Source organism: Streptomyces albicerus (assembly GCF_008905045.1).
In the GTDB taxonomy this organism is placed as follows: Bacteria; Actinomycetota; Actinomycetes; order Streptomycetales; family Streptomycetaceae; genus Streptomyces; species Streptomyces albicerus.
In genome coordinates this window covers 29,453-44,299 of record NZ_VWMY01000056.1, presented here as the reverse complement: position 1 = coordinate 44,299, position 14,847 = coordinate 29,453, and the positions used below count along the sequence as shown (strand labels likewise).

Genomic DNA, 14,847 nt, shown 5'->3' with positions numbered 1-14,847 from the left:
CTACAAGGACTCCGCTGTCCGGTTGCCGCGCACCATGTCGACAAACAGACCGTGCACGCGGTGGTCGCCGGTCAGTTCCGGGTGGAACGACGTGGCCAGCGCGTTGCCCTGGCGTACGGCGACGATGTGGCCGTCGTGCTCGGCAAGCACCTCGGTCTCGGCGCCCACGGACTCGACCCAGGGGGCGCGGATGAAGACGCCCTCTACAGCATCGCCCTCGACGCCCTTCACGTCGACTGCCGCCTCGAAGGATTCGTTCTGCCGTCCGAAGGCGTTGCGGCGCACGATCATGTCGATGCCGCCGAGGGTCTCCTGGCCCGAGCGCGGGTCGAGGATCTTGTCGGCGAGCATGATCATGCCCGCGCAGGTGCCGTAGACGGGCATGCCGGCCCGCACGCGCGCGCGGAGGGGTTCCATCAGGCCGAACAGGACGGCCAGTTTGGAGATGGTGGTGGACTCACCGCCGGGGATGACGAGGCCGTCGACCTCGGCGAGTTCCTCGGGCCGCCGCACCGGCCTGGCCACGGCGTCGGCCGCGGCCAGGGCGATGAGGTGCTCCCGTACGTCGCCCTGGAGGGCCAGGACGCCTATGACAGGGGCTGAAGACAGTTCCGCCATGGGTGATTACCAGCCACGGTTCGCGTAGCGCTCGGCCTCGGGGAGGGTGTCGCAGTTGATGCCGACCATGGCCTCGCCGAGGTTCCGGGACGCGTCCGCGATGATCTTGGGGTCGTCGTAGAAGGTGGTGGCCTTCACGATGGCGGCGGCGCGCTTGGCCGGGTCGCCGGACTTGAAGATGCCGGAGCCGACGAAGACGCCCTCGGCGCCGAGCTGGCGCATCAGCGCGGCGTCGGCGGGGGTGGCGACGCCACCGGCCGAGAACAGGACGACCGGGAGCTTGCCGAGCTCGGCGACCTCCTTGACGATCTCGTACGGGGCGCGCAGCTCCTTGGCGGCGGCGTACAGCTCGTTGTTGTCGTAGCCGCGCAGCCTGGCGATCTCGTTCTTGATCTGGCGCAGGTGGCGGACGGCCTCGACGACGTTGCCGGTGCCGGCCTCGCCCTTGGAGCGGATCATGGCCGCGCCCTCGGCTATGCGGCGCAGGGCCTCGCCCAGGTTGGTGGCGCCACAGACGAAGGGGGTCGTGAAGGCCCACTTGTCGGAGTGGTTGACCTCGTCGGCGGGGGTGAGGACCTCGGACTCGTCGATGTAGTCGACGCCGAGGGACTGCAGGACCTGGGCCTCGACGAAGTGGCCGATGCGCGACTTCGCCATCACCGGGATGGAAACGGCGTCGATGATGCCCTCGATCATGTCCGGGTCGGACATGCGGGCCACGCCGCCGTCCTTGCGGATGTCGGCGGGGACCCGCTCCAGGGCCATGACGGCTACGGCGCCCGCATCCTCGGCGATCTTCGCCTGCTCCGGCGTGACGACGTCCATGATCACACCGCCCTTGAGCTGCTCGGCCATGCCGCGCTTCACGCGCGCGGTGCCGGTGGCAGGGGTGTCGGTGGACTGGGCGGGGTTGGAGAACGTGCTGGACACGGGTACCTCACTCGGTGAAAGAGGGTCTCTGCAAACACCGAGGAAACGCCCGGGAACCAGGCCACAGCAAGAGCCAATGGGGAGGCGGTGGCTCATTTTCGGGGCCTACATGCGCGTTTTCTGTGGTCAGGGCCCTCCTTGGAGGACCGTTCTTGTCCCTTCCTGGGGTCCACGCGCGCGGGTTACGTCCCGGGACGGTCCGCCAGCGCCACCGGCGCCTCGTCGTCCATCTCGAAGGCCAGCGGGAACGGCGCGTGTCCGGCCAGCCGGAACCAGCGCACCTTGCGGTGCCGGCGCAGGGCGCGGGCCGCTCGTACGGCGTCGTTGTGGAAGCGCCGTGCCATCGGGACCCGGCGGACGGCCTGGGCGAGTTCGCGCGCGGCGGCCTCGCCGCCGGGGACCGCCTGGACGGCCTCGACCTGTTGCGCCTCTCCGAAGACGGCCCGCAGCGCCTGGCTGAGGTCGCTCTCGGCGACCTCCCTGTTGTCCTCCTCGGCTTGCCGCGCCGCGTGCGCCGCCTCGTAGAGCACGATCGAGGCGGCCGGATCGAGCACTCCGGAGGTGGCCAGTTCCTGTGCCACCGAGGCACGCCGGAGCAGTTGCGCGTCGAGTGCCGCACGCGCCGCGTCGATCCGCGAGTGCAGCCGGTCGAGACGGCCCGCCGTCCAGCTCAGGTAGAGGCCGATCGCCACGAGGGCGACCACGATCCAGATCAGTGTGGAGGTCACGGGCGCACAGGCTACCGGTGCGGTCCCTGACGCCTGACGCGGCGTCGGCCCCCTGGGATCAGCCCCCGAGCTGCCCGGACGCGTCGACCGCGGGCCTGCCGCCGCGGGCGCAAGCCGACGCAGCGATCTCGCCGCCACGCGTCAACACCGCCGCCGGGGCCCCCCTTCGCGCTCGGCCGCCGTTGGAACCCCGCCTTCAGGCTCGGGCACCACCGCGGTCCCGCCGCTTCGCGGACACCCCGGCGCGGGAATCAGGTGCCGCTCTGCCCAGATGCCCAGACCAGGACCACCGTCGCGTCAGAACACCGGTTACCGCGTGCCCGTCTCAGTGGCCGGCCCGGCCACTCCGTCGCCCCCGGCCCCGGCCCCGGCCCCGGCCCCGACGAGCGTGAACCGCATGGAACAGATGTCCTCCGGCACGGCCTCGACCCGGTATCCCGACCGCTCCTCGATCATCCGCGCCACCGCGAACAGCCGGATGCGCTCCTCCGGCGTGTGCGCGGGGAAGGTGGTCGACCCCTGGTGGGCCAGCCGCGCCCCGATCTCGGCGGCGAAGACCGCCCGGCAGCGCAGCTCCTCCTCGGCCGTCAGAGGGGTCGTGGTGGCCTCCTGAGGCACTTCCCCGACGTTGCGCAGCTCTCGCACCACGTGTCTTTCCTCGCTCTCGGTCCCGTGGCTCTCAGTCGCGCGCCAGGCCGAACCTGGCCAGCAGTCCGCCGGGCTCGTCGGATTCGTCGGCGGCGACGGCCGCGGCGCCGTCGGTGACCGTCTCGTAGACGGACAGGATGTCCGCCCCGACCGTCGACCAGTCGAAGCGCCGCACATGGGCGCTCCCCCGCACGCGCAGCTCCGCGCGGCGCTCGGCGTCACCGAGCAGCCGTACCGCCGAGGCGGCCAGCGCGTCCGCGTCCTCGTTGGCGAACAGCTCCCCCGCCGCGCCCTGGTCGAGGACCTGCGCGAACGCGTCCAGGTCGGCGGCGAGGACGGGCGCGCCCGCCGACATGGCCTCGACCAGAATGATCCCGAAGCTCTCACCGCCGGTGTTGGGCGCGACATACAGGTCGACGCTGCGCAGCAACCGCGCCTTGTCCTCGTCGCTCACCATGCCGAGGAACTCGACGCGCGACCGCAGCTCCTCGGGAAGCGTCTCGACGGCCTCCTCCTCGTCGCCCCGCCCGGCGACCAGCAGCCGCGTCCCCGGCCGTTCGGCGAGGATCTGCGGCAGCGCCTTCATGAGCACGGGCAGGCCCTTGCGCGGCTCGTCGATACGCCCGATGAAGCCCACGGTCCCGCCCTGCCACTCGACCCGGGGCTCGGCCTTCGCGAAGAAGTCGACATCGACGCCGTTCGGGATGACGACGGCGTCACCGCCCAGGTGCTCCACGAGCGTGCGCCGCGCGTACTCGCTCACCGCGATCCGCGCGCTGATCTTCTCCAGGGCGGGCTGCAGGATCGGGTACGCGGCGATCATCGCCCGGGACCGCGGGTTCGACGTGTGGAAGGTGGCGACGATCGGCCCCTGCGCGGCCCAGCAGGCCAGCAGCCCGAGGGACGGCGAGGCGGGCTCATGGATGTGGATCACGTCGAACGTGCCGTCGTGCAGCCAGCGCCGCACCCGCGCGGCCGACAGGAACCCGAAGTTGAGACGCGCGACCGATCCGTTGTACGGCACCGGAACCGCGCGGCCGGCCGAGACGACGTACGGCGGCAACGGTGTGTCATCGTCGGCGGGCGCGAGGACGGACACGTCGTGTCCGAGGCCGATGAGGTGGTCCGCCAGATCGCGGATGTGGAACTGGACGCCCCCGGGTACGTCCCACGAGTACGGGCAGACGATGCCGATCTTCACGGCCGCTCCCCGTCGCCCGGCCCGGAGCGGGACTCCCCCTCGCCCGCCCCGGAGCGGGGCTCCAGGTCGGCGAGCCACAAGCGCTGCAGCATGTGCCAGTCCTCCGGATGGTCGGCGATCCCCGTGGCGAAGGCATCGGCCAGCGCCTGCGTCATGACAGACGTCTTCTCGGCCCGGGTACCTGACTCGGGGACATCGACGGGTGGATGGACACGGCCCCGCATCACGGGCGAGTCGTCGTACCAGAGCGTCACCGGCATCAGCAGCGCGCCGGTCTGCTGGGCGAGCAGCGCCGGGCCCGCGGGCATCCGGGTCGCGTCTCCGAAGAAGGTGACCTCGACTCCGGAGGCGGACAGGTCGCGCTCGGCGACCAGGCAGACCAGGCCGCCCTCGCGCAGCCGCCGGGCCAGCGTGCCGAAGGCGGAGCCGCCGCTGTGCGGCAGGACCTCCATGCCGAGGCTCTCGCGATAGGCGACGAACCGGTCGTACAGCTTCGCCGGCTCGAGCCGCTCGGCGACCGTCGTGAACCGTGTCTCCAGCTTGGTGGTGACCCAGACGCCGGCAAGGTCCCAGTTGCCCAGGTGCGGCAGCGCGATGATGACGCCCTTGCCGGAGGCGAGCCCTTCGGTCAGGTAGTGGATGTCCTTCGGATCGAAGCCGCCCTTGATGCGCTCCTTGCTCCAGGCCGGCAGTCGAAAGGACTCCATCCAGTAGCGCAGATACGACCGCATGCCCGCCCTGGAGAGCTCGGCGAGCCGCTCCGGGGTCGCGTCGGGCACCACGCGCGCGTAGTTCGATTCGAGGCGTCGTACGCCCTTGCCGCGCCGCTTCCAGGCGATGTCGGCGATGGTCCGGCCCAGGCGGACGGCAACGGGCTCGGGGAGCTTCTTGACGGCTCCCCAGCCCGCGGCGTACGCCGCGTACGTCAGCTGAGCCTTCAGACCACCGCTCACGACGTGGCCTCGCTGCTCTGCGAGCTGCTCGGCGCGGCGCTTTCCTCCGCGGCGGCGGCATCGGCCTCGGCGGACTCCCGGCGCACCGTGACGACGCGCTGGATCAGCGTGACGACACTGCCGGCGGCGACGATCCACAGCGCGATGGGCAGCAGGATGTCGATACCGGGCACGCCGAACTTGTGCATACCGGCGAGACCGGCCGCGACCAGCGAGATCACCAGGCGCTCGGCGCGCTCGACGAGTCCGTTGACGGCGACGGGCAGGCCGATCGACTCGCCGCGGGCCTTGGTGTACGACACCACCTGTCCGCTGGCCAGGCAGAAGATCGAGACGGCGCACAGGACGTTGTCGTCACCGCCGCCCGCGTACCAGAGCGCGAAGCCACCGAAGATCGCGCTGTCGGCGACCCGGTCGAGCGTCGAGTCGAGGAAGGCGCCCCAGCGGCTGGAGCGGCCCAGCTGGCGCGCCATGTTGCCGTCGACGAGGTCCGAGAACACGAACAGCGTGATGACGATCGTGCCCCAGAAGAGCTCCCCCCGGGGGAAGAAGACCAGTGCGCCCGCCATCACTCCGGCCGTGCCCAGGAGGGTGACCGTGTCGGGGCTTACCCCCCGGCGGATGAGAAACGCGGCGAACGGTGTGAGGACACGCGTGAAGAATGCACGCGCGTACTTGTTCAGCATGGCCTTCCCGATGCTCGGTGTGGCCGCGCGGCCCCTACTGGCCACCGGCTGGCCCATCGTAGCCACGCGTGCGGGTGTGCGACGGTCGGGCACCCGCGCCCCGGGTCACGTCCTGATGACATCCGGGAGGCGGCACGATCGCGTCCGCCGTATGGACGCACCGTGACACGAGTGCAAAGCTCGAAGACACCGCGGGCGTCATCGGAGCCGCCACCGCACGCGGCGCCGCGTGTCCGCGCCCACAGAGACCTCACCGTGCACGGGAGGCAAGGCCATGGGCGACAAGGCGAATGCACACCCCGGAGCCGCCGGCAGGGCTACGGCGGCCGACCACCCCGCGTCCGTACGGAATGTGGTGCTGGTCGGCCACTCCGGATCGGGCAAGACGACTCTGGTGGAAGCTCTCGCGCTGACGGCGGGAGCAGTGAACAGGGCGGGCCGTGTGGAGGACGGCGGCACCGTCTCCGACTACGACGAGATCGAGCACCGGCAGCAACGCTCGGTACAGCTCTCCCTGGTACCCGTCGACTGGGACGGATACAAGATCAACATCCTGGACACTCCCGGATACGCCGACTTCGTCGGTGAACTCAGGGCCGGTCTGCGAGCGGCGGACGCGGCCCTTTTCGTCGTCTCGGCCTCGGACGGGGTGGACGGCTCGACCCGCATGGTGTGGGAGGAGTGCGCGGCGGTCGGCATGCCGCGGGCCATCGTGATCACGCACCTGGAGGCGGCCAGAGCCGACTTCGACGAGATGACAAGGACCTGCGCGGAGGCCTTCGGCGCCGACGACCCCGACGCCGTACTGCCGCTGTACCTGCCGCTGCACGGCCCGCAGGGACCCGACGGGCACGCACCCGTGACCGGGCTGATCGGACTGCTGTCGCAGAAGCTGTTCGACTACTCCTCCGGGGAGCGCAAGGAGTCCGAACCGGGCCCCGACCAGCTGCCGCTCATCGAGGAGGCCCGCAACCGGCTGATCGAGGGAATCATCGCCGAGAGCGAGGACGAGACCCTCATGGACCGCTACCTCGGCGGCGAGGCGATCGATTTCAAGACACTCGTGCAGGACCTGGAGCGGGCCGTCGCGCGCGGGATCTTCTTCCCGGTGCTGGCCGCCGCGCCCGCCGCCGACGGCGCCCGCCAGGGCCTCGGCACGGTGGAGCTCCTCGAACTGGTCACCGGCGGCTTCCCGACCCCGCTGGAGCGCGAGGCTCCGGCGGTCACCACGCCGGACGGCAAGGCCCGCCAGGTCAAGGCCTGCGACCCGAACGGGCCGCTGGTCGCCGAGGTCGTGAAGACCGCGTCCGACCCGTACGTCGGCCGGGTGTCGATGGTCCGGGTGTTCTCCGGAACGCTGCGCCCGGACGAGACGGTGCACGTCTCCGGGCACGGGCTCGCCGACCGCGGCCACGAGGACCATGACGTCGACGAACGCATCGGCGCCCTGTCCGCGCCGTTCGGCAAGCAGCAGCGCGTCCTCACGCACGCCATCGCGGGCGACCTGGCCTGCGTGGCGAAGCTCAACCGCGCCGAGACCGGCGACACCCTCTCCGCCAAGGACGACCCGCTGCTCATGGCGCCGTGGGAGATGCCCGATCCCCTCCTGCCACTCGCCATCCAGGCGCACAGCAAGGCGGACGAGGACAAGCTCTCGCAGGGTCTGAGCCGACTGGTCGCCGAGGACCCGACGATGCGGCTCGAACAGAACCAGGACACCCACCAGGTCGTCCTGTGGTGCCTGGGCGAGGCCCACGCGGACGTCGCCCTGGAACGGCTGCGCAGCCGCTACGGCGTCCAGGTCGACGTCGTACCGCACAAGGTCTCCCTACGGGAGACGTTCGCCGCCAAGTCGGCCGGACGCGGCCGCCATGTGAAGCAGTCCGGCGGGCACGGGCAGTACGCGATCTGCGAGATCGAGGTCGAGCCGCTGCCCGGCGGCTCCGGCATCGAGTTCGTCGACAAGGTCGTCGGCGGGGCCGTGCCCCGGCAGTTCATCCCGTCCGTCGAGAAGGGCGTACGCGCCCAGTCCGCGAAGGGTGTGGCCGCGGGATACCCGCTGATCGACGTGCGGGTCACGTTGCTCGACGGCAAGGCGCACTCGGTGGACTCGTCGGACGCCGCGTTCCAGACGGCCGGCGCGCTCGCCCTGCGGGAGGCGGCGGCCGACGCCCGGATCCATCTCCTGGAGCCGGTCGCCGAGGTGACCGTCCTGGTCGGCGACGAGTACGTGGGCGCCGTGATGAGCGACATGTCGGGACGGCGCGGCCGCGTCGTCGGCACCGAGCAGGCGGGCGGCGGCCGGACCCTCGTACGGGCCGAGGTCCCCGAGATCGAGATCGGGCGGTACGCGGTCGATCTGCGCTCCCTCTCGCACGGCACCGCGCGCTTCAACCGGACCTACGCGCGACACGAGCCGATGCCGGCGCAGTTGGCCGAGAAGATCCGCGAACAAGCCCAGGGCAACCCCTAGTTGATCTCCCCTCCGGGTCGGCGGACAGCTTCGGCTGTCCGCCGACGAATGTCGGTCCCGGCGGATACCCTGAGAACCTGATCAAGACGATGACCTGATCAACAGGTGTGCGGAGCACGGAAGTCGGGAAAAGCCGCAGCAGCGGAGCACGGCGGCGATGGGGGCGGGCAGTGGCGGACGAGGGATTCGATTTCAGGCCCGGGGCACAGGTCCCGCTCTCGGGTTCCGCAGGCCAGACGGCGGCGACGTTCGCCCTGGCCTCGGCGGCATACCGGGACAGCCCCGTGGACAAGATCCTCGACGCCAACAGCGAATGGCACGAGTCGACCGTCAAGCCGGGCCGCAAGTGGGCGACGATCTTCAAGCCGAACCTGGGCGAGGCCTTCGCCCGCGCCGTGCAACTGCGGATGCTGGGCGGCGGCCGCAAGCCGCTCATCCAGTCGTTCGGCACGGAGCCGCAGGTCGTCGTTGAGCACTGCCTGGCGGCGAACCGCATCCGCAAGGAGCGCGACAGCTGGCTCACGGCCGTGATGGTGCTGACCGGCCTGATCTTCCTGCCCGGCCTGCTCATCTGGCTGCTGGTCTTCCAGATCCGCCGGACGATCGCCAAGGCCGAGGACAAGCGGGCCGGCGCCCTCGCCACCACCCTCCTGATCGGTGTGGCCGCCCTGGCCGTGGTCTTCCTCATCCGGATGCCGTTCACCGGCTTCTGGGCCTGGTACGCGCGCGCGGCGATCGTCGTGCCCGTCGTCGGCTGGCTCTGGGCGAAGCAGATCTGCGAGCGCACAGCCAGGGATCTGCGGGAGCGCTGGAGCAGCCTGCTGGCCGGCGGCGGCATCGGCGCCAAGATCCCCGAGGCGGTGCCGGGCAGCCCCGGCGAGACGGCGGCCGAGCGGCTGCGCCAGGGCCTGGCCCGGCTCAGCGCCGAGCAGCAGTCCAACTCGGTCTTCTACGCGGGCCCCAAGGGAATACTTGGCATGGGCACGCGCTGGGGCAGCTGGCAGCTCGCCGAGGATCTGGTGCAGGCCGACGCCACGAAGGAGATCCATCCGTTCCGTAGCTGGGACGTCATCCGGTCGATCCACGACCAATTGCGCATGCTGGAGCGCGGTCCGCTCAACACCGGTGGTTTCCCGAAGCCTTCGATAAGGCACTGGGTGGTCACACCGATCGGTGAGAACGCCAAGGCGGTGTCCCGGCCAGGCGGCACGGACGTGGACGCCTACCAGGTCAAGACGCACGCCATCCAGGACATCTGCAACAAGCAGCAGTTCGGCAGCGGTGACCGCCACTACCTAGGGGTCCAGTGGACGCTCTGGGACGGCCAGTTGATCATCACCATGCTGATCACCGTGACCGTGCTGCACGAGACGCTGCGCATCGAGGTCACCGGCCATGCCCTGGGGCCCGTGCACTCCCTCTTCACCAGCCCGCCGGAGGCCAAGGTGAAGGAGGTCGCCAAGACCGTCAGGTTCTGGGAGACCCGCCAGCAGAAGCTGCCACTGGTCGACGCCGACGAGGTCGTACGGCTCGCGGTGCGGGCCCCCTTCACCTGGTATCCGCCGATCCTCGACTGGCTCGGCGGCAAGCTGGTCCTCCCCGAGCCGTTCGGCCTGCGGCACGCCTGGGCGGCCAAGCCGTGGCGCCACCGCTTCATGGCCGACGACGCCCTGCGCGCCGCGACCCCCGTCCTGCGCGTGGTGCACGCGGCCGCGATCCGCGTCCTCGACGAGAACGGCGTGAACACCGAGAAGTTCGGCAACCGCTCGTCGTTCCTGAGCACAGCGGTCCAGGACGCTTCGCCAAGGAAAGCGGACGTGTACGACGCATAGGTTCCCGCTGGGGCGCCCCGTAAGGGGCGCGGGGAACTGCGCGATCAGCCCCCACTCACCCGCAGAAGACGAACAAGCCAATGCGGAGGTTCAAGCCGCCGGCCAGGCCTCCGCAAGCATCTTCCGCGTGTCCGCAAGCAGTTGAGGCAACACCCGCGTATGCCCGACAACGGGCATGAAGTTCGTGTCACCACCCCACCGAGGCACGAGGTGCTGGTGAAGGTGGGCGGCGATACCGGCCCCCGCAACCGTCCCCTGATTCATCCCGATATTGAAGCCGTGCGCGCCGGACGCGGCGCGCAGGGCGACCATCGCCTGCTTCGTCAGCTCGGCGAGTTCCGCGGTCTCCGGGACGGTCAGATCGGTGTAGTCCGCGACGTGACGGTAGGGCACGACCATCAGGTGCCCGCCGTTGTACGGGTACAGGTTGAGCACCGCGTAGACCTGCTCACCGCGCCTGATGACGAGCCCGTCCTCGTCGGACTTCGCCGGAATCGAGCAGAAGGGGCAGCCGTCGTCGGCCCCCGGACCGGTGGGCTTGTTCTCCCCCTGGATGTACGCCATCCGGTGGGGCGTCCACAGGCGCTGGAACGCGTCCTGCGTCCCCACTCCGATCTGCTGCTCGGGCTCACTCGTCATGTGGTGCAGCATATGACTTCGCCCGTTCGCGGCGCGTCGCCGGGGCTGCGAGGACAGCGCGAGGCCCCCGGTGAGCCGAGCTCTCCGGGGGCCTCCTGGCGCGTACGGATCAGACCTGCACCCGCTCCTCGACGACCTTCGCGATCTTCTCGATGGCCTCGTCGAGCGGGATGCCGTTCTCCTGGGAGCCGTCGCGGTAGCGGAAGGAGACGGCGCCGTTGGCCATGTCCTCGTCGCCCGCGATGACCATGAAGGGGACCTTCTGCTTCTGGGCGTTGCGGATCTTCTTCTGCATGCGGTCGGAGGACGAGTCGACCTCGACCCGCAGCCCCTGCTTCTTCGCCTCGGCGGCGAACTTCTGCAGGTAGTCCACGTGCGCGTCGCCGATCGGGATGCCGACCGCCTGCACGGGCGCCAGCCACGCCGGGAACGCACCCGCGTAGTGCTCGAGGAGCACCGCGAAGAACCGCTCGATGGAGCCGAAGAGAGCCCGGTGGATCATGACCGGCCGCTGCTTGGCGCCGTCGGGCCCCGTGTACTCGAGGTCGAACCGCTCTGGCAGGTTGAAGTCGAGCTGCACGGTCGACATCTGCCAGGTGCGGCCGATCGCGTCCTTGGCCTGGACGGAGATCTTCGGCCCGTAGAAGGCGGCGCCGCCCGGGTCCGGGACGAGCGGGAGGCCCTGCTTCTCGGCCACCTGCCGCAGCGTCTCGGTGGCCTCCTCCCAGGCCTCCTCCGAGCCGACGAACTTCTCCGGGTCCTTGGTCGACAGCTCGAGGTAGAAGTCGGTCAGACCGTAGTCGCGCAGCAGACCGAGGACGAAGGTCAGCGTCCGGTCGAGCTCCTCGGCCATCTGCTCGCGCGTGCAGTAGATGTGCGCGTCGTCCTGCGTGAAGCCCCGGGCACGGGTCAGACCGTGCACGACGCCCGACTTCTCGTACCGGTACACGGTCCCGAACTCGAAGAGCCGCAGCGGCAGTTCACGGTACGAGCGGCCGCGCGCGTCGAAGATCAGGTTGTGCATCGGGCAGTTCATGGGCTTGAGGTAGTAGTCCACGCCCTCGTCGAGCTGCATGGGCGGGTACATGCCGTCGGCGTACCAGTCCAGGTGGCCCGAGGTCTCGAAGAGCTTCCCCTTCGTCGCGTGCGGGGTGTAGACGAACTCGTAGCCCTCTTCCTCGTGGCGGCGCCGCGAGTAGTCCTCCATCACGCGGCGGATGATGCCGCCCTTGGGGTGGAAGACGGCCAGGCCGGAGCCGATCTGGTCCGGGATGGAGAACAGGTCCAGCTCGTTGCCCAGCTTGCGGTGGTCGCGCTTCTCGGCCTCGGCGAGGAATTCGAGGTGCGCCTTGAGCTCGTCCTTCGACGGCCAGGCGGTGCCGTAGATGCGCTGGAGCATCGGGTTCTTCTCGCTGCCGCGCCAGTACGCGGCGGCGTTGCGCATCAGCTTGAACGCCGGGATGTTCCGGGTGGTCGGCAGGTGGGGACCGCGGCAGAGGTCCTTCCAGCACAGGTCACCGGTCTTGGCGTCGATGTTGTCGTAGATGGTCAGCTCGCCGGCGCCGACCTCGACGTCCGCGCCGTCGTCGCTCGACGCGGAGCCCTTGAGGCCGATGAGCTCCAGCTTGTACGGCTCGTCGGCGAGCTCCTCACGGGCGGCCTCGTCGGTGACCACACGACGGGAGAAGCGCTGGCCCCGCTTCTGGATCTCCTGCATCTTCTTCTCGATGGCCTTGAGATCCTCGGGCGTGAACGGCTTCTCCACGTCGAAGTCGTAGTAGAAACCGTCCTTGACCGGCGGGCCGATGCCCAGCTTGGCCTCGGGGAACAGCTCCTGCACGGCCTGCGCCATGACGTGCGCGGTGGAGTGGCGCAGGATGTTGAGGCCGTCCTCGGAGGAGATCTCCACGGCCTCGACGGTCTCGCCGTCCTTCACCTCGTACGCGAGGTCCTTGAGCTCGCCTGCCACCTTGGCCGCGACGATGGTGCGCTCACCGGCGAAGAGCTCGGCCGCCGTAGTGCCCGTCGTCACCACGCGCTCTTCCCGCTCGGAATCGCGTTGGATGATCACACGGACGTCTGACACCGGACTCTCCTGCCTGAAGGTGGGCGCGCCGCCACTCGCGGACGCAGACAGGAATCGTACCGAGCCGGGGCCTCCGACCGCGAAACGGTTGACCCCCACCCCGTCCCAGACCTCGCCGCACCCCTCCCCGAGGAACCTTCAGCCCTTTGCGTACGCCTCCGCGGACGCAACCTCCGCAAAGAACCTCAATCCCCGCTGCACGCCTCTTCGAAGAAGTCGAGGTTCTCCTGCAGCGACTTCATGAGCCGGTCCCGCTCCGCCTCGTCCACCTGCACGGGCGCCACCCCGGACGCCCCGGTCAGCCGCCGGAATCCGCCACGGCTCTCCAACCGCCCGTGCACCCGCACCGGCAGCCCGACGAGATGGGCATGGCCCGCTATCCGGTACGCCTCCTCGTCGAGCGTCATCCGTACGTGTGGGACCTCGGCTCCCGCGATGACCCGCAGCCGTACGGTCCCGTCACCGCGCGGCCCCGACCTGCGCATCCGCACCACGGCTCCGGTGATGCGCACCGGCACGGACGGTTCCTCGCGCAGATAACGGGCCCCGGCCTCGCGGAGTACGGGCAGGTCGCCGGGCGAGAACTCGACGGGTTCGGCGGGCGTCGCGCATCCTTCGGGCACCCCGGCTGCGGGCGCCCACTCGACGGCGATCCGGGCCCCTTCGGTACCCCGCACGAGGGCCGCGAGTGCCTCCGTCAGCTCATGACTGACACCCGCCTCCACGGCGCCGTCGAACGCGTCCATGCCACCGGTGGCGCGCTTGTAGTCGATGGCCTCGCGGGCCGCGTACAACGCCTGGTGGAGTCGGACGGCGAGCGGCCGGCCGGTGGCGACCGGCACGAACGCGGTGAGCTGCCGGCCGCCGGGCGCGGCTCCGACCAGCACGTTCTCCAGGGACGCGGCGGCCGGCCTGCGGTGGCGGGCGCCGTAATAACCGGCACGCGCGCGTGAAGCCAGGGCGCCCGCGAGCAGCATCTGGCGGGCGGCCGTGCGCAACTGCTCCTCGACGGTCCACGGCGAGACGCCGACCGGGCCGGTCGGCACATCGCGCCACCAGCGGATCTCGTCGCTGGGCACGGCGAGGCCGACCAGCACGTCACGGGCGGAGGGAGAGCCGCTGCGGGACAGCGCGACGAGGGCCTCGCCGAGGAGGTCCTCGCTGTCGGGGAAGGCCCGGCTCTCCGGCACGAGCAGGCTGGTGCCGGAGCCGCCGGGCCCGGGTGGGGTCCAGCGGCCGTACCGTCCGGGGGCTCCGCCGCGGCGCTGCCAGCCGTGCCGGTGCAGGAGCGCGCCGAGGACGGCGGGGTCGACCTGGTCGGGCCGGGGCGGCTGGTCCCACAGGCCCGGTGTCTCGACGGGGTGGGGCCTGACGGGGCGTACGGGCTCGTCGATGGGGCGGTGCGTCACGGTCTGCCTCCCGTACCGACCCGCGTCATGATCTCGCAGAGCGCCCGGTCGTCGAAGACGCGCGAGGTCGGTATCCGCACGGTGGTCCTGCGCCGGCCGGTGATCCGGTGTCCGGCGAGGTTGATCCAGTAGCAGCAGTGCCGCAGGTCGAGGCGGTCGTGGCTGGCACGCAGCCAGTCGTCCTGCGATCTGGGCACGAGCATCACGACCAGGATTTTGTGCACCGAGACCGGGGTGCGGGCCAGCTTCTCCAGGTGGGCGTTGTCGAGCGTGAAGGAGAAGGCGGGACCCGGCGGGTTCGGCGGGATCTGGTACGTGCACTTGAGCTGCACCTTGATGGTGACTTCGTCGTCGACCGTGTGCCCGGGGGCGCTGTGGCTGACGTGCCAGTCGATGCCGTTGTCCGGAAAGGGCTGGGACAGGGAGCAGCCCGCGGCCGCCGCGACCGCGTGCAGATAGCCGACCTGCAAGGTCTCCATGCAGGCCGTCGTGGCCAGCGAGCCGCGATGCGGTGCCGTCCGCTGGGGCAGCAGCCCGCCCTGCTCGGGCTGCGCGAGCGCCATGTCCAACAGCCTTCCGAATCAGGTGAATCCCCGTGACGGGCCGCTGAACTGCAAAGACCCGTACCTCTGTTGTCTCCTTCC

At 70.4% G+C, this 14,847-nt stretch carries 13 protein-coding genes; 2 read left to right on the top strand and 11 right to left on the bottom strand.

Annotated elements, in window-relative coordinates; all coding sequences use genetic code 11:
• The 7 genes from pdxT to pgsA form a co-directional block, all read right to left on the bottom strand.
• A complete protein-coding gene (pdxT, locus tag GAS53_RS39475) occupies positions 1–618 on the bottom strand; it encodes a pyridoxal 5'-phosphate synthase glutaminase subunit PdxT (protein WP_151482585.1) in 618 nt (205 codons plus the stop codon).
• A gap of 6 nt (positions 619–624) precedes the next feature.
• Positions 625–1,473, bottom strand: coding sequence for a pyridoxal 5'-phosphate synthase lyase subunit PdxS (gene pdxS, locus GAS53_RS39470; protein ID WP_329323793.1), 849 nt, complete (start codon positions 1,471–1,473; stop codon positions 625–627).
• Between the two features lie 257 nt (positions 1,474–1,730).
• Positions 1,731–2,276 (bottom strand): LemA family protein, encoded by a 546-nt coding sequence (locus GAS53_RS39465; protein WP_151482583.1) that lies wholly within the window; start codon positions 2,274–2,276, stop codon positions 1,731–1,733.
• A gap of 309 nt (positions 2,277–2,585) precedes the next feature.
• Entirely contained in the window at positions 2,586–2,924 is a 339-nt protein-coding gene (locus GAS53_RS39460; protein WP_151482582.1) for a hypothetical protein, read from the bottom strand.
• Between the two features lie 31 nt (positions 2,925–2,955).
• Positions 2,956–4,125, bottom strand: a complete 1,170-nt coding sequence (locus GAS53_RS39455) for a glycosyltransferase family 4 protein (RefSeq protein ID WP_151482581.1) — start codon at positions 4,123–4,125, stop codon at positions 2,956–2,958.
• The gene (locus GAS53_RS39450) at positions 4,122–5,066 is read right to left on the bottom strand and encodes a phosphatidylinositol mannoside acyltransferase (protein ID WP_151482617.1); all 945 of its coding nucleotides are present in this window, start codon (positions 5,064–5,066) and stop codon (positions 4,122–4,124) included. The genes GAS53_RS39455 and GAS53_RS39450 overlap by 4 nt, the downstream gene beginning before the upstream one ends.
• Positions 5,067–5,074: 8 nt before the next feature.
• The gene (gene pgsA, locus GAS53_RS39445) at positions 5,075–5,821 is read right to left on the bottom strand and encodes a phosphatidylinositol phosphate synthase (RefSeq protein WP_151482616.1); all 747 of its coding nucleotides are present in this window, start codon (positions 5,819–5,821) and stop codon (positions 5,075–5,077) included.
• A 217-nt stretch (positions 5,822–6,038) separates the two neighbouring features.
• Here pgsA and GAS53_RS39440 point away from each other — a divergent pair, with 217 nt between their 5' ends.
• Both GAS53_RS39440 and GAS53_RS39435 read left to right on the top strand, forming a co-directional pair.
• Positions 6,039–8,237 (top strand): elongation factor G-like protein EF-G2, encoded by a 2,199-nt coding sequence (locus GAS53_RS39440; RefSeq protein WP_151482580.1) that lies wholly within the window; start codon positions 6,039–6,041, stop codon positions 8,235–8,237.
• A gap of 170 nt (positions 8,238–8,407) precedes the next feature.
• Positions 8,408–10,069 (top strand): cytochrome d ubiquinol oxidase subunit II, encoded by a 1,662-nt coding sequence (locus GAS53_RS39435; protein ID WP_151482579.1) that lies wholly within the window; start codon positions 8,408–8,410, stop codon positions 10,067–10,069.
• Between the two features lie 90 nt (positions 10,070–10,159).
• Here the strand turns inward: GAS53_RS39435 and GAS53_RS39430 are convergent, their stop codons facing one another.
• The 4 genes from GAS53_RS39430 to GAS53_RS39415 form a co-directional block, all read right to left on the bottom strand.
• Positions 10,160–10,720: an HIT family protein gene (locus GAS53_RS39430; protein WP_151482578.1), complete on the bottom strand. Its 561-nt coding sequence runs from the start codon at positions 10,718–10,720 to the stop codon at positions 10,160–10,162.
• Positions 10,721–10,817: 97 nt separating this feature from the next.
• Entirely contained in the window at positions 10,818–12,794 is a 1,977-nt protein-coding gene (gene thrS / locus GAS53_RS39425; protein WP_151482577.1) for a threonine--tRNA ligase, read from the bottom strand.
• Positions 12,795–12,979: 185 nt separating this feature from the next.
• Positions 12,980–14,203, bottom strand: coding sequence for a hypothetical protein (locus tag GAS53_RS39420; RefSeq protein ID WP_151482576.1), 1,224 nt, complete (start codon positions 14,201–14,203; stop codon positions 12,980–12,982).
• Complete coding sequence (locus tag GAS53_RS39415; RefSeq protein WP_151482575.1) at positions 14,200–14,766, bottom strand: DUF4365 domain-containing protein; 567 nt, start codon at positions 14,764–14,766, stop codon at positions 14,200–14,202. The genes GAS53_RS39420 and GAS53_RS39415 overlap by 4 nt, the downstream gene beginning before the upstream one ends.
• Positions 14,767–14,847: the final 81 nt, after the last annotated feature.

What these genes read in the sequence shown, in the direction of transcription:
- pgsA (WP_151482616.1), bottom strand. Translation starts at nt 5,821, where the DNA reads ATGGGCCAGCCGGTGGCCAGTAGGGGCCGCGCGGCCACACCGAGCATC.
- GAS53_RS39430 (WP_151482578.1), bottom strand. Translation starts at nt 10,720, where the DNA reads ATGCTGCACCACATGACGAGTGAGCCCGAGCAGCAGATCGGAGTGGGG.
- pdxS (WP_329323793.1), bottom strand. Translation starts at nt 1,473, where the DNA reads ATGGCCGAGCAGCTCAAGGGCGGTGTGATCATGGACGTCGTCACGCCG.
- GAS53_RS39415 (WP_151482575.1), bottom strand. Translation starts at nt 14,766, where the DNA reads ATGGCGCTCGCGCAGCCCGAGCAGGGCGGGCTGCTGCCCCAGCGGACG.
- GAS53_RS39440 (WP_151482580.1), top strand. Translation starts at nt 6,039, where the DNA reads ATGGGCGACAAGGCGAATGCACACCCCGGAGCCGCCGGCAGGGCTACG.
- pdxT (WP_151482585.1), bottom strand. Translation starts at nt 618, where the DNA reads ATGGCGGAACTGTCTTCAGCCCCTGTCATAGGCGTCCTGGCCCTCCAG.